Here is a 13,511-nt window from a genome sequence, read left to right on the forward strand (position 1 = left end):
GGAGAGATCATTCACTGGTAAGGGCCGTGACCGGATCGAGTCGGGCAGCTTTGCGGGCCGGCATGAAGCCGAAGACAACACCGGTGACCAGGGCGCAGGCGAAGGCGCCGAGCACCGCTATCAAAGAGAACGCGACCGCGACTTCGCTGAGGATCAGCACGCCGCCGACGATCAGCGCCAGGGCAATCCCGGCGAGACCGCCGACCACCGAAAGCATCACCGCTTCCGTCAGGAACTGGCGCAGGATGTCGCGCTGACGGGCGCCGGTGGCCATGCGGATACCGATCTCCCGCGTGCGCTCGCGCACGGTCATCAGCATGATGTTCATCACCCCGATGCCGCCGACCAGCAGCGAGATGGCGGCAATCGAGCCCAGCATCAATGACAAGGTGTTTTGCGTGCGCGCTTCGGCCTGGATCATCGCGGCGTTGTTGGTCAGTTCGAAATCCTTCTTGCCGTTGTGCAGGCGCAGCATCAATTGCTCGATGGCGATTTCGGTCTCCTTGACCTTGCGTGCGTCGGCAGCGGCGATAGCCACGTATTCGGGATTATGCGTGCCGAACAGCCGCACACTGGCGGCGGAGTAGGGGATGGCGATGCGGTCGTCGCTGTCGGAGTCGCCGGAGCTGGCGCCTTTTTCGGCGAGCACGCCGACCACCTGGAACGGCACGTTTTCGATCAGGATGTACTGGCCGATCGGGTTGGCCACGTCCTTGAGCAACTTGGTCCGCACCTTGTGGCCAATCACTGCCACCGCGGCGGCGTTACGTTCATCGTCCTGGGTGAAATAGCTGCCTTGCACCACCGGCCAGTTGAAGATGGCCGGGAAATTGGTGTCGTTGCCGCCGACGTAGCTCAAGTGGTCGAGGTTGCCGAAACGCACCCCGGCCTCCTGGCCGTTGACCGGCATGATCCGCGTCACCTGCGGCAGGCTTCCCACCGCCGCGACGTCATCCAGGGTGACGATACCCCGCGGCGTTCGCGGGTTGGGTGATGAGCCACTGAGGTAAATGATGTTTGAGCCGAAGGCGCCCATTTGCGCCATGACCTGGCGTTTGCTGCCTTCGCCGACGGCCAGCATGACCACCACCGACGCCACGCCGATGATGATGCCGAGCAGCGTCAGCGCGGTGCGAAAGCGGTTGATCCACATCACCCGCCACGCCGCTTGTACGGCGTCGATCAGTTCGCCTTTCCAGGCCCCGGTCGCTTCGGCGCCTTCGGTCAGGCGCTTGCGCAGATCCACCGCTTGCAGCGCACCGGGGTTGGCCGAGGTTTGTGCTTGAGGGTTGTCCACCGCGCTGTCGCTGATGATCAGCCCGTCGCGGATTTCGATGATGCGCTTGGCCCGGGCCGCGACTTCGCGGTCGTGGGTGATGAGGATGACCACGTGGCCCTGGCTCGCCAGTTCGTCGAGCAGGGTCATGACCTCGGCGCCGCTGTGGCTGTCGAGGGCGCCGGTGGGTTCGTCGGCGAGGATGATGTGGCCGCCGTTCATCAAGGCGCGGGCAATCGACACCCGTTGTTGCTGGCCGCCGGAGAGCTGGTGCGGGCGGTTGCCGGTGCGCGACGCCAGGCCGAGGCGGTCGAGCAGGGCGGCGGCGCGGGCATGGCGTTCGGCGGCGGGCAGGCCTGCGTAGATGGCCGGCATCTCGACGTTTTCCTGGGCCGAGCCGGACGGGATCAGGTGATAACCCTGGAACACAAAGCCAAAGGCTTCGCGGCGCAGCCAAGCCAGCTCGTCGCTGTCGAGGGCGGCGACGTTTTGCCCGGCGAACCGGTATTCGCCCGAGGTCGGGCGGTCGAGGCAACCGAGGATGTTCATCAGCGTCGATTTGCCGGAGCCGGACGCGCCGACAATCGCCACGAATTCCCCGGCATGAATCGACAGGTCGATGCCGCGCAACACGTGAACTTGCGGTGAATCGCCGCCGCCGTAGGCTTTGCGGATGTCCTGCAGGTCGATCAGAGGCGTCTGCATTCAGCCGCCACTCCCGTCGGCCGTGCCGATCAGCAGGTGATCGCCTTCCTGCAAACCGTCGAGGATCTGTACCCGCAGACGATCGCTGATGCCGGTGCGCACGTCGCGCTGCTGGATATTGCCGTTTTCAGCGACGACCTGGGCAATTTGCCTATTCGCTTCAGTGCCGGCCTGCAGCGCCGCGACCGGCGCGGTCAGGGTGTTTTTTGCCTGATCCGAAACGAAGAACACCTGGGTGGTCATTTCCGCCATCAGCGCGTTGTCGGCGTTATCGACGTCCAGCAACACCGTATACAGCACCACGCGCGCGCTGCCGCTTTTGCTCGAACTGGCCGGGCTGCCGCCGCCCTGGCTAGTCTGGTCCAGTGGCTTGGGCGGCACCGGCAGAATCTGCCGCACGGTGCTGCTCCAACGCCGGTTGCCGCTGCTGAGGGTGGTGAACCAGGCGGTCATGCCGGGTTTGACGTGGCCGATGTCGGCTTCCGAAACTTCGGCCCACACCGTCATTGGCGACAACTTGGCGATGCGCAGAATCAACGGTGTTTGCTGCTGGGCGTTGAGGGTCTGGCCGACCCGGGCGTCGAGGGCGACCACGGTGCCGGCCATCGGTGCGTAAATCCGCGTGTAACCGAGTTCGGCCTGATCGCTGCGCAGGCTGGCCTGGGCCTGACGGATCTGCGCCTGAAACATGTCGATGCGCGCCTGGGTGGCACGCAGTTCGGCCTGGGCGGTTTGCACGTCTTCTTCGCGGGTCGCGCCGCCGGCCTTGAGGTTCTGCTGGCGCTGGAATTTCTGCCGGGCCAGTTCATGCTGGGCTCGTTGTTCCTGGAGCTGCGCCTTGAGGTTCTCGATGGAGAACCGGCCGGCGTCGAGCTTGGCCTGCTGGGTGGACGGATCGATCTCCACCAGCAGCTGGCCTTCCTTGACGACGTCGCCGACCTCCACATGAATCTTCTGGATCTGCCCGGACGCCTGCGCACCCACGTCGACATAACGCCGGGGCTGCAGGGTGCCCAACGCGGTGACGCTGCTTTCAATGTCGCCACGACTGACTTGCACGGTGGCGAATTTATCCCGGCCCGGTGGGATCACTTGCCAGGCGGCGATGGCGATAACGGGGATCAGACAAAGTGCTACAAGCAGGGCGCGTCGGGTCTGTCGGGGACGTTTCATGCAGGGTTCCGGCCAATGGGTATCGGCCCGTCATTCATCCTGCGCACGAAAAGCGGCGGTAGGCGAACGCTGTCGGGGGGCCGACAGACACGGGGAGCTGTCCTGTAAACGAGGAATGTCGCGGGGAATTTAGGTGCGGACACATACCGTTACAGGTGTAGCGCATGACTATTTATCAGGTAAGTCAAAGCAACACTTTAAATCTATATGAGAATTACTATAAATTACGCGACTCGAACTGCCACCATCTTGCCACTGCCCATTTGTGCGGTCGCGGAAGTGGCTCAAGGATAGAAACCGCACCCTGTGCGGCCGGGAGTCATGTTGGAAAACTACTATCGCGAGCTGGTGTGTTTCCTGAACGCCAGGCTAGGCAACCGTCAGGTGGCCGAAGATGTGGTGCATGACGCTTATCTGCGGGTGCTGGAGCGTTCCAGTGACACACCGATCGAGCAGCCCCGGGCCTTCCTTTATCGCACCGCGCTGAACCTGGTGATCGACGATCATCGCCGCAATGCCTTGCGCCAGGTTGAATCGCTGGACGTGCTCGACAACGAAGAGCGCTACTTCACCCCGTCCCCGCACAACTGCCTCGATCATGGCCAGCGCCTGGAAATGCTCCAGCGTGCCCTGGCGGAATTGCCGCGGCTGTGTCGCGAAAGTTTTCTGCTGCGCAAGATCGACGGCCTGTCGCACCCGGAAATTGCAGAGCACCTCGGTATCTCGCGCGCGCTGGTGGAGAAGCACATCGTCAATGCCATGAAGCATTGCCGCGTGCGGATGCGACAGTGGGACGCCCATTGATCCCTTCTCTCTAAATTTTTTTTCATTGTCCTCGTTCCTACTCAACAGACGACCTGCTGTCCTGCATCAGGTCACTTAGGCTTATTCCCCTTGTTGAGGGGTTCATCCAGAGGACACTGGAAATGACACAGGCAATTGCATCGCCCATCGTTCACGACCTGATCGGCGTCGGTTTCGGCCCTTCGAACCTGGCGCTGGCCATCGCTCTGCAAGAGCGCGGGCCGAGCCAGGGCGAGCTGGATGTTCTGTTTCTCGACAAGCAGGCGGACTATCGCTGGCACGGCAACACCCTGGTGACCCAGAGCGAGTTGCAGATCTCCTTCCTCAAGGACCTGGTGACCCTGCGCAACCCGACCAGCCCGTATTCGTTCGTTAACTACCTTAAGCATCACGGGCGTCTGGTGGACTTCATCAACCTCGGCACCTTCTACCCGTGCCGCATGGAGTACAACGACTACCTGCGCTGGGTCGCCGGCCAGTTTGAAGCCCAGAGCCGCTATGGCGAAGAAGTGCTGACCATCGAGCCGGTGCTGCACAACCAGCAGGTTGAGGCGCTGCGGGTGATCTCTCGCGATACCCAAGGGCAGCAACACGTGCGCACCACCCGTTCGGTGGTGGTCAGTGCCGGCGGTACACCGCGCATTCCCGAAGCGTTCAAGGCGCTCAAGGATGACGGCCGCGTGTTCCACCACTCGCAGTACCTGGCGCAGATGGCCAAACAGCCTTGCGTGAACAATCAACCGATGAGCATCGCAATCATCGGCGGCGGCCAGAGCGCGGCGGAAGCCTTTATCGATTTGAACGACAGCTTCCCGTCGGTGCAGGTCGACATGATCCTGCGTGGCTCGGCGCTGAAGCCGGCGGATGACAGCCCGTTCGTCAACGAAGTGTTCTCGCCGGAGTTCACCGACCTGGTGTTCCAGCAGGCGAGCAGCGAGCGTGAGCGTCTGGTCAACGAGTACCACAACACCAACTATTCGGTGGTGGACATTGACCTGATCGAACGCATCTACGGCATCTTCTATCGCCAGAAAGTCTCGGGTATCGCGCGTCACACCTTCCGTACGCTGACCACCATCGAAAAAGCCACCGCCACCGAGCGCGGCATCGAGCTGGCGGTGCGCAACAATGCCACCGGTGAAGTCTCGGTTCGTCTGTACGATGCCGTGGTATTGGCCACCGGTTACGAGCGCCAGATGCACCGCAAACTGCTGGCGCCGCTGGAGCAATACCTGGGTGATTTCGAGGTGGATCGCAACTACAAGCTGATCACCGACGAGCGCTGCAAGGCCGGCATCTATATGCAGGGCTTCTGCCAGGCGAGCCACGGTTTGAGCGACACGCTGTTGTCGATCCTGCCGATACGCGCGGATGAGATTGCCGGTTCGTTGTATGACCATGGCAAGCACCGTGGGCATAGCCGGTCGGTGGTGGATTTGTTGTTGGCCACTGCCAGCTAAATCTTCGGTGTCTGTTGACCCGTCATCGCGAGCAGGCTCGCTCCCACAATGGACCTGTGTCTGCAGGCCTGATGCGGGAGCGAGCCTGCTCGCGATGGGCCCTGAAGAACACCACAAATATTGAAAGCTGAACCCTTCCTGAAGAACCCCGCAATTCCCCCACCCGCCGCCGTTCCTTCGTTTACTCTCCAGAAATCGGGGCGTAAGCTTCGCGCGTTTTCATCAATAGCGGAGACCCTCAGTGGGGACTTGTTCGAGTGACAGTAGTCGGCCGGTTTCGATAACCGGCACCTTCCCGGCAAGATAACGCGCAGCCTGTTGCCGTTGTCTCGCCGATAAGCGAGCAGCGGAAATCCCGATCGCGGCCAGCCGTGGACCTGGTACGTATTCGACGCCAATACCCCGGTCCATCAAACGCTCTTCCAGTCCGGCTGGTTCGTGGTCGGGCTGCTGACTCAGACCTTGATCGTGCACATGATCCGCACGCCGAAAATCCCGTTCCTGCAAAGCCGCGCAGCCATGCCGTTGATGGTCATGACCGGGATCATCATGGCCGTGGGGATATTCCTGTCGATGGGGCCGTTGGCGCACTACTTCAAACTTCAGGCGTTGCCGTCGCTGTATTTCGTGTTCCTGCCGCTGATTCTGCTGGCGTACATGGGGCTGACTCAGGCGGTGAAGGGTTTCTACATTCGGCGGTTTGGATGGCAGTAATGGCCGGAAACTGCGGTTTTTTAGGAAAAGTCCTACAGAAACATCTGTGCGCCTCCCGTAGCCTCGCCGCTTCAAAAATCAGCTATTCACACATGAGGCTACGATGCCGAATAAAGCCTTGCGCATCTTGATCGCCGACGAGCAACACTTTCACCGGATGCTGATCGAGCGGCTGTTCAATCAGCTCGATTATTACCGCGTGGCGCCGGTGCAGGACCTTGCTTCAATGCTGACCCTAGTCGAGTACGGTTGCGAGCCGTTCGACCTGGTGGTCGTCAATGCCGCGCTGGCGGCAGGCGAACTGGATTTGCTCAGCTATTTTCTCGATAACCGGCAGGTTCGCCACGCACTGATTTTCGACGGCCAACGGGCACAGTTGCCGACAATCCCGGCCAACCCGCAACCCAGTGTTCAGGTGAGTCACGCGGCGCTGCCTGATCTGCGCTGTATTCAGACGTTGCTGGCGATCATTGATCCATCGTCGCAGGAGCGTAATCAGCGGTACGCCGGGTGATTGCCGCATACCGTTCGTCGGTACTGTCATTTCTGACAGGTAGATTCTGCCTTTCTCCCATGCAACAGTCCTGGCGCAGCCGTTGCGTCTGCCCCGGCGTTATCCGACGGGCATTCGTTGAGTTTTTGCACAGGGAGTTGCCATGAAGAGAGCGATGATTGTGGACGATCATCCGGTGGTTCGCGCCGCAGTGAAACTTGTACTTGGGCGGGAAGGCTTCAAGCAGATTCATGAGGCGGCCAGCGTTGGGGAAGCGTTGACCACACTCCGTGAGCAACAAGTGGATCTGCTGATCCTGGATCTGGTGATGCCCGGCGGCAACGGCCTGGACCTGCTGGAGCGAATCAAGGCCTGCGACTGGAAATGCGTAGTGCTGGTGTTCACCTCGCTCGATCCGCTGTTTTTCCAGGAGCGATGCATGCGCGGCGGCGCGTTGGCGTATGTCTCAAAAAACAACAGCCTGGAGCAATTGCAAAAGGCTGTGCACGCGTTGATGGCGGGCTACACCTACTTTTCGCAGTTGCTGTCCAGACCGATGAACCCGCTGCAACACAGCGAAAAAAAGTTGATCGATACACTGTCCAACCGCGAGTTGACCATCTTGCAATACCTTGCCCGAGGCTTTTCCAACAAAGCGATCGCCGAAGCCATGAACCTGAGCCACAAAACCGTCAGCACCTACAAAACGCGCTTGGTCATAAAACTGGGGGTTGTGGCGGCAGTGCATCTACGGGACTTCGCCATACGCAATAACCTGATCTGAGTGCGCCTGACCGTGCGTGTATGGCTGCTGCGCCTCATGTTATGTCTCGTGCCGGCGGTATCGGCTATCGCCGGCGAGCCTGAGCGCTTGCAGTTGCTGGGGCGTTCCACGGTGGAGGGCTACGCGGTCGATCTGGATGAACAAGACCGGCAATGGCTGCGCAACAAGCGTGTGTTGCGCCTCGGGGTGAGCGGACCGGACTACCCGCCGTTCGAAGTGACGCGCAATCACGACGAGCTGGAAGGCATCACCGCCGATTACGCCATACTCGTTGCGCAACTGCTGAACGTACAGATCGAAGTGCTGCGTTATGTCACCCGAGAAGCGGCCATGGAGGCGCTTAGATTCGGCGAACTGGATCTGCTGGGCACTTCGAACAACTTTGAACTGGCCGACCCCGAGCTGATCCTGTCCAGCGCTTATGCTGAAGACCAGCCGATGCTGGTCACCCGACTGGACGAGCACATGCCCGTGGATCTGGCGGGTAAGCGCATTGCCATGGCCGATGATTACCTGCCGGCGCAGACCGTTGAATCGTTCTATCCCCAGGCCAGCCTGCAACGTTATCCTTCGACGCTCGATGCGCTCGGGGCGGTGGCGTATGGGCAGGTTGACGTATCCCTCGTAGACATCTTCAGCGCCAACTACCTGATCAACAATAACTACCTCAGTGACGTTCAACTGATGGGGCCGGCCAGCCTCGACGCTAACCCGTTCGGCTTCGCGCTGGCTCGGGACAACCTGGCGCTGAAGGACCTCATCGACAAGGCGCTGGTGGCGATCCCCATGGAGCAGCGCTCGATCATCGAGCAGCGCTGGAGCGCCGGCAGGGCGAAAGTGGCGGGACAGCAACGCGTGGATCTGAGTGAGAGTGAACAGCGCTGGCTGGATCAGCATCCGACGGTCAATGTGGGGGTTGTGGAGAATTTTGCGCCCTTGACGTTCTACGATCCCGAGGGCCGATTCAGCGGGTTGGCGGCGCAAATGCTGACGCTCATCAGCCAGCGCAGCGGTTTGAATTTCAACGTGTTGCGAGGCCAATCCCTGGACCAGCAGATCCAGCGACTCAAGGCCGGCGAGATTGACATCTTGCCCGCCATCATTCCCACGACCGAAGGCGTATCCGGGCTGCACTTTACCCGGTCCTATGCAGTCAATCCCTACACGCTGGTCAGTGCGACCACCTCCGGTAGTCCACAGACGCTGGGCGATCTGGCCGGTAAGCGCCTGGCGATTTATCCCCGTCACCCCATGCGCGCGTTCATTCAGGCGCGGTCACCGCAGGTGCAGATGGTGGACGTACAAAATCCGGCCGAAGGTCTGGAGTCGGTGGCGAAGGGACAGGCCGATGCCGCGCTCAGTTCGTTGTTCATGACCCGTTACCTGATTGCCCGGTATTACCAGGGACGTTTACGCATCAGCAGTACCGTGGGCGATGAACCGGCGCGCATCTCGATGGCAACCGGCCGTGATGAATCGGTGTTGAACTCGATTTTGAACAAGGCCTTGCTGAGCATTTCGCCCGAGGAAATGGACGATCTGGTCGCCCGCTGGAGCAGTGATGCGGTGGTCGATGACAGTTATTGGCTGCGCCATCGGCAAGCTATTTTGCAGGGGTTTGCGGCAGCCGGGGCGTTGTTGTTGCTGGCCTTGGGATGGATCGCCTGGCAGCGTCGGCAAATTCGCCAACGCCAGCAGTGGCTGCAGCAGTTGCAGCAGGCCAAGGACGTTGCGGACGATGCCAACCGTGCCAAAACCACTTTTTTGGCAACCATGAGCCATGAAATCCGCACTCCGATGAGTGCCCTGATCGGGTTTCTGGAAATGGCCTGGAAGCGGGCAGAAGAGGGCGTTGCCGATCGCCGATCCCTTGAGGTCGCCGCTACGGCTGCTCAGCAGTTGCTGGCGTTGATCGGCGACATTCTGGATATCGCGCGCATTGAGTCAGGGCGTTTATCGCTGATGCCCGAACGTGCCAATTTGCGTGATCTGGTGGCGTCGATCTGTCGGGTCTTTGAAGGACTTGCCCGGGAAAGGCACTTGGCGTGGCGCGTCGATCTGGACCCGCGCGGCGACCGTGAGGTGCTGATCGACCCCACGCGCTTCAAGCAGGTGCTGTCCAACCTGTTGAGCAACGCGATCAAGTTCACCCGTGAGGGTGAGGTGAGTTTGACGTTAAGTGTGGTGCCCGGATTGTCAGGGCATCTGGGGGTCAATGTGCGCATTGAAGACACCGGCATCGGCATCAGCGCAGCTGACCAGAAACGCTTGTTCAGTCCGTTCGTTCAGGCCGGTAACAGCCAGCAATCCGCGAGCATGGGGTCCGGGCTGGGGTTGGTGATCAGTCAGGCGTTGTGCGAAATGATGGGGGGGCGGCTGGTGCTGCGCAGCGTCCTCGGCCAAGGCTCGCAAGTCGACATCAGCCTTTCGCTGATGGCGTTGAAGCCGTTACCACCCTGTGCATCAGCCGACAGCGGATCACCGATACCCACGCGGCCACTGACCATTCTGGTGGTTGACGATTACCCGGCCAATCGCCTGTTGCTCTCAAGCCAGCTGAGCTACCTGGGGCATCGCGTGATGGAGGCCGAAGAGGGCGAGCGAGGGCTGGAACTGTGGCGTACACACGAGTTTGATGTGGTCATCACTGACTGCAATATGCCGAAGCTCAGCGGTTATGAATTGACCGGTGAGATACGCGATGAAGAGCGCGCGTATGGCCTGCTGCCGACGCTGATCCTGGGTTTTACCGCCAATGCGCAGCCTGAGGAAAAGGTCCGGTGCCTGGAGGCGGGCATGGACGATTGTCTGTTCAAGCCGATTCGGCTGGCGGATCTGAGTAGTTGGTTGGCCGACCGGTTTGCAGAGACGACGAACGAACAACCCCCATCATCCGAGATCGATTTGAGCGAGCTGGAGCAATACGTCGGAGAAGACCGGACGTTGATCAATCAATTGCTGCGTGAACTGGCAATAACCAATCGCAACGACCGCGAACATCTGCTTCAAGCACACGCCGACAACAATCTCCCGGGGCTGCGAGACCTGGCGCACCGTATCAAGGGCGGTGCGCGCATGGTCCGTGCCCAACGGTTGATCGAAAGGTGCAAGGCGCTGGAACGTGCCTGCGCCGAAGGTCGTGCGACATCGATCGACGAAGCCGTCGATCAATTGCAGGACGCCATGCGAAGTCTCGATCAGAGCCTTGAGACGGGCTGACACTTAATCCCAGTGCGGCGCGATACCTTTGGGGCTGGTCAATCGATGGCCGCGATCCAGGCTGGCGATCAACGCCATGTCGGCTTCGCTCAACTGCAGGTCACAGGCTTTCAGATTGCTTTGCAGGTTGGCGCGTTTGGTGGAAGAGGGGATAACCGCGTACCCCGACTGCATGGCCCAGGCCAGCGTGACTTGGGCCGGGGTAGCCTGAAGACGAGCGGCGATTTGCTGGATGGCCGGGTCTTTCAATACTTCGCCGTAGGCCAGGGTCATGTAGGACGTGATCTGGATGCCCTGGCGCCGGGCAAACTCAACGACCTTGCGGTTCTGCAGGTACGGGTGCAGCTCGATCTGGTTGGTCGCGATGTTCTCGGCACCGACCGCTGCAATCGCTTTTTGCATCAGATCGACGGTGAAGTTGGAGACGCCGATCTGCCGGGTCAGGCCCAGTCGCTTGGCTTCGAGCAAGGCGCCCATGAACTCTTCGACCGGCACTTGATCGTCCGGGGACGGCCAGTGGATCAGCGTCAGGTCCAGGTAATCGGTCTGCAGTTTGCGCAGGCTCTCTTTGAGGCTGTCGATCAACCGGTCTTTGGCGAAATTGGCGATCCAGATTTTACTGGTGATGAACAATTCTTCACGGGCGATACCGCTGGCGGCGATGGCCTCGCCGACCTCGGCTTCGTTTTCGTAGATTTGCGCGGTGTCGATTACTCGGTAACCCAGCGCGAGGCCGGTGCTCACCGAATCGATGACCACTTGGCCTTGCAAGCGAAAGGTACCAAGACCGAATGCGGGAATAGACATCAATGACTCCAAGGGTTGCAGTGGGAATGGACAGGAGTATCCCCGGCTGCCTCCCTGGGAAAAACCGCTGGATGGGCAAAGCAATGTTTACCGCAAGTCATGAATCGGGGGGCCGCCTGGAGGATTGAGGGTGTCTGGTCTGCCGTCTTCGCGGGCAAGCCTCGCTCCTACAGGGGCGGCGTTGCGTTTGTAGGCGCGAGCCTGCTCGCGATGGCCACAACTCGGTCTCGGAACTTACCCCCGAGCCTCAAGAATCATGCAAGTCGTCGACCCCGTCGCATACAGCCGCCCATCCACATCATAAATCCGCCCCTCGGCCAGCGCGGTGGAGCGGCCCAGATGCACAATTTTCCCTTCGGCCCGGACTGGTCCGCTGGCGCCGGTCAACGCCCGGACGTAGCTGATGCGCAAGTCCAGCGTCGTATACCCGTGGCCTTTCTTGAGCTGTGTATGAATCGCGCAGCCCATGCACGAATCCAGCAAGGTCGCCGCGTAGCCGCCATGCACGCTGCCCAGCGGGTTGTAGTGCCGCGAATCCGGCGTGCCCTGGAAAATGAACAGCCCGGCCGACCATTCGATGGGGATGAAATCCATCAAGGCGCCGATGGGCGGTGAAGGCAGTGCTCCGTCGCCGATACCCTGGAAAAACTCGGCGGGTGACAGCGCGCTGACCTCAGCCATGGACAGGCTGCCCGGTCCGGCCAGACGCGAGCGCATGACCTGTTCCTGGGCGATCCATTGGGCGAGGGTGGCGTCGCGGGTGGGGCTTTGCATGATGAGTTCCTCGAACGAGAGCGGATATTATGGTTGTAATCTCGATCGATATTATGTCTGAAATAAAAACTCCGCCAGCCCCGCGTGTCGAGTCGTCACACGCTATCGCCCAGGCGCAATTCCTCGCCGATTACCGGCCCTGTTGAAACCTTTGCCATCGTTCTCCAGATAGAACGCTCAGGCTGATTTTTGCCGTCTAGTGGATTGAAGCGTTCGGTCTTAAGCTGAGTCCATTGCGTCAAACAACGAATTTGGAGGCAGGATGAAAAACATCATCGGTATTTACACCAGCCCGCACACCCACTGGGTCGGCGACGGTTTCCCGGTTCGCACACTGTTTTCCTATGACAACCTGGCCAAACACATCAGCCCATTTTTGCTGCTCGATCATGCTGGCCCCGCCGAATTCACCCCGACCACCGAGCGTCGTGGCGTGGGTCAGCATCCGCACCGCGGTTTCGAAACCGTGACCATCGTTTACAAGGGCGAAGTGGAGCACCGCGACTCCACCGGCAGCGGCGGCAGGATTGGCCCCGGCGATGTGCAATGGATGACCGCGGCGTCGGGGATTCTCCACGAGGAATTTCACTCCGAAGAGTTCGCCAGGACCGGCGGCACCCTGGAAATGGTGCAGCTGTGGGTCAACCTGCCGGCCAGGGACAAAATGGCCGATGCCGGTTACCAGACGATTCTCGATGGCGACATCCCGAACCTCCCGCTCAAGGACAAGGCTGGCAGCTTGCGCTTGATCGCGGGCGAGTTTGAGGGGCACACCGGTCCGGCGCGCACGTTCACGCCGATCGACGTCTGGGACCTGCGCCTCAACGGCGGCAAGTTGTTGACCCTCGACCTGCATGAAGGCCGTAACACCGCGCTGGTGGTGTTGCGCGGCACGGTTGAGGTCAACGGCCTGGAACTTATGCGCGAAGGGCAGTTGGCGTTGTTCGAACGCGATGGCCATCAGCTCAGCCTGGAAGCCAATGATGACGCCGTGGTGTTGCTGCTCAGCGGCGACCCGATCGACGAACCGATTGTCGGTCATGGCCCGTTCGTGATGAACAGCGAGCAAGAGATTCATCAGGCCTTTGCTGACTTCCAGTCGGGCCGTTTCGGCCAGATGAGCGGTTGAGCTCATTGTCTTGACGCTGGGCTGTGCCAACACTCATCCCTGTGGGAGCGAGCTTGCTCGCGAATGCGGTAGGACAGCCACCGACTCAGTGACTGTCTGACCGCCATCGCGAGCAGGCTCGCTTCCACAGTTTTTTGAGGTGTTATCAGATCCGCATTTACTCCTACACTGTG

General features: G+C 60.5%; 10 protein-coding genes and 1 pseudogene. 7 read left to right on the forward strand and 4 right to left on the reverse strand.

What is annotated here, in order from left to right; genetic code table 11:
- Positions 1-7 precede the first annotated feature (7 nt).
- Positions 8-1,981 carry a MacB family efflux pump subunit gene (locus JIO00_RS09525; RefSeq protein WP_169857413.1) on the reverse strand — a complete coding sequence of 658 codons (1,974 nt, stop codon included), beginning with the start codon at positions 1,979-1,981 and terminating at the stop codon, positions 8-10.
- Positions 1,982-3,154 carry an efflux RND transporter periplasmic adaptor subunit gene (locus JIO00_RS09530; protein ID WP_200668040.1) on the reverse strand — a complete coding sequence of 391 codons (1,173 nt, stop codon included), beginning with the start codon at positions 3,152-3,154 and terminating at the stop codon, positions 1,982-1,984.
- Between the two features lie 321 nt (positions 3,155-3,475).
- On the opposite strand from JIO00_RS09530, the gene JIO00_RS09535 reads away from it, so the two are divergent.
- The 6 genes and pseudogenes from JIO00_RS09535 (at position 3,476) to JIO00_RS09560 (ending at position 10,628) form a co-directional block, all read left to right on the forward strand.
- On the forward strand, positions 3,476-3,958 hold the full coding sequence (locus tag JIO00_RS09535) for a sigma-70 family RNA polymerase sigma factor (protein ID WP_042932216.1): 483 nt from the start codon (positions 3,476-3,478) through the stop codon (positions 3,956-3,958).
- A 122-nt stretch (positions 3,959-4,080) separates the two neighbouring features.
- The gene (locus JIO00_RS09540) at positions 4,081-5,418 is read left to right on the forward strand and encodes a lysine N(6)-hydroxylase/L-ornithine N(5)-oxygenase family protein (RefSeq protein WP_077748894.1); all 1,338 of its coding nucleotides are present in this window, start codon (positions 4,081-4,083) and stop codon (positions 5,416-5,418) included.
- 378 nt (positions 5,419-5,796) lie between these two features.
- Positions 5,797-6,132 (forward strand): annotated as a pseudogene (locus tag JIO00_RS09545) (cation transporting ATPase C-terminal domain-containing protein); the annotation flags it as partial.
- 103 nt (positions 6,133-6,235) lie between these two features.
- Complete coding sequence (locus JIO00_RS09550; RefSeq protein WP_200668042.1) at positions 6,236-6,646, forward strand: response regulator; 411 nt, start codon at positions 6,236-6,238, stop codon at positions 6,644-6,646.
- Positions 6,647-6,788: 142 nt separating this feature from the next.
- A complete protein-coding gene (locus tag JIO00_RS09555; protein WP_042932214.1) occupies positions 6,789-7,409 on the forward strand; it encodes a response regulator transcription factor in 621 nt (206 codons plus the stop codon).
- Positions 7,410-7,445: 36 nt separating this feature from the next.
- The gene (locus tag JIO00_RS09560) at positions 7,446-10,628 is read left to right on the forward strand and encodes a response regulator (RefSeq protein WP_234452941.1); all 3,183 of its coding nucleotides are present in this window, start codon (positions 7,446-7,448) and stop codon (positions 10,626-10,628) included.
- Between the two features lie 3 nt (positions 10,629-10,631).
- Here the strand turns inward: JIO00_RS09560 and dkgB are convergent, their stop codons facing one another.
- Positions 10,632-11,435, reverse strand: coding sequence for a 2,5-didehydrogluconate reductase DkgB (gene dkgB, locus JIO00_RS09565; RefSeq protein WP_154911495.1), 804 nt, complete (start codon positions 11,433-11,435; stop codon positions 10,632-10,634).
- Positions 11,436-11,669: 234 nt separating this feature from the next.
- A complete protein-coding gene (locus tag JIO00_RS09570) occupies positions 11,670-12,209 on the reverse strand; it encodes a PaaI family thioesterase (protein ID WP_102594629.1) in 540 nt (179 codons plus the stop codon).
- A 262-nt stretch (positions 12,210-12,471) separates the two neighbouring features.
- On the opposite strand from JIO00_RS09570, the gene JIO00_RS09575 reads away from it, so the two are divergent.
- Complete coding sequence (locus JIO00_RS09575) at positions 12,472-13,338, forward strand: pirin family protein (RefSeq protein ID WP_102594628.1); 867 nt, start codon at positions 12,472-12,474, stop codon at positions 13,336-13,338.
- The last annotated feature ends 173 nt before the right edge of the window (positions 13,339-13,511 follow it).

Source organism: Pseudomonas sp. SW-3, assembly GCF_016615645.1.
GTDB lineage: Bacteria > Pseudomonadota > Gammaproteobacteria > Pseudomonadales > Pseudomonadaceae > Aquipseudomonas > Aquipseudomonas mandelii.

Excerpts from the sequence above, each read along its gene's own strand:
- JIO00_RS09525 (WP_169857413.1), bottom strand. The coding sequence starts at position 1,981 with ATGCAGACGCCTCTGATCGACCTGCAGGACATCCGCAAAGCCTACGGC.
- JIO00_RS09560 (WP_234452941.1), top strand. The coding sequence starts at position 7,446 with ATGTTATGTCTCGTGCCGGCGGTATCGGCTATCGCCGGCGAGCCTGAG.
- JIO00_RS09550 (WP_200668042.1), top strand. The coding sequence starts at position 6,236 with ATGCCGAATAAAGCCTTGCGCATCTTGATCGCCGACGAGCAACACTTT.
- JIO00_RS09575 (WP_102594628.1), top strand. The coding sequence starts at position 12,472 with ATGAAAAACATCATCGGTATTTACACCAGCCCGCACACCCACTGGGTC.
- JIO00_RS09535 (WP_042932216.1), top strand. The coding sequence starts at position 3,476 with ATGTTGGAAAACTACTATCGCGAGCTGGTGTGTTTCCTGAACGCCAGG.
- JIO00_RS09530 (WP_200668040.1), bottom strand. The coding sequence starts at position 3,154 with ATGAAACGTCCCCGACAGACCCGACGCGCCCTGCTTGTAGCACTTTGT.
- dkgB (WP_154911495.1), bottom strand. The coding sequence starts at position 11,435 with ATGTCTATTCCCGCATTCGGTCTTGGTACCTTTCGCTTGCAAGGCCAA.
- JIO00_RS09570 (WP_102594629.1), bottom strand. The coding sequence starts at position 12,209 with ATGCAAAGCCCCACCCGCGACGCCACCCTCGCCCAATGGATCGCCCAG.
- JIO00_RS09540 (WP_077748894.1), top strand. The coding sequence starts at position 4,081 with ATGACACAGGCAATTGCATCGCCCATCGTTCACGACCTGATCGGCGTC.
- JIO00_RS09555 (WP_042932214.1), top strand. The coding sequence starts at position 6,789 with ATGAAGAGAGCGATGATTGTGGACGATCATCCGGTGGTTCGCGCCGCA.